This window comes from Lyngbya sp. CCAP 1446/10, from assembly GCF_026130175.1.
Classification (GTDB): Bacteria; Cyanobacteriota; Cyanobacteriia; order Cyanobacteriales; family Microcoleaceae; genus Microcoleus.
The window spans coordinates 1-589 of the sequence record NZ_JAIGNI010000142.1 but is presented as its reverse complement, the minus strand read 5'-3'; the positions used below and the strand labels follow the sequence as shown (position 1 = coordinate 589).

Here is a 589-nt window from a genome sequence, read left to right as displayed (position 1 = left end):
GAAAGACTCGCCCATTTTTTTGGATAATAATATTTTGAGGTTTAATATCTCGGTGGATCGCAGCAGGTAACAGCGATTGCAGATAAGCTAGAATTTCTAGCAATTGATAGGCGATATGACGAACTTGAGCTTCATTGGGTTTCCAGCCATTTTCTATCAACTGTGCGAGAGATTTTCCCGGTGCGAGTTGTTGGGCGATATAAAAACAACGATCTTGGGAAGTATCCACTTGAAAGTAGTCAATGTAGCGAGGAATTCCCGGATGATTCAATCCCGATAAAGTTTTTGCTTCTCGTTCAAATAACTCGATTTTCTTCCATTCAGTTGTCAGACGCAGGGATAAAGCTTTGAGTGCAACTTTTTGATTTCTTTTTAAATCTACAGCAGCATAGGTGATTCCAACTCCACCCTGTCCTAATTTACCGATAATGCGATATCTTTCAGCAATGATTTTTTCCGATTGTTGCATAATTTCCATATTTTTGTGCCTGGGTTGATTTTGGATGATTAGTGGGTTGCGCCGCGAGATCGCTACCACACCGAATGCGATCTAACCACCTTCAGTATCAAATAATTTACTTTAGTTTAC

1 protein-coding gene is annotated in these 589 nt (G+C 39.9%); it reads right to left on the bottom strand.

Translation table 11 applies throughout. The features are described 5' to 3' along the window. The coding region (locus K4039_RS26665) for a protein kinase (RefSeq protein WP_265239513.1) at positions 1-478 on the bottom strand (478 nt) is incomplete at its 3' end. Between the last annotated feature and the right edge of the window lie 111 nt (positions 479-589).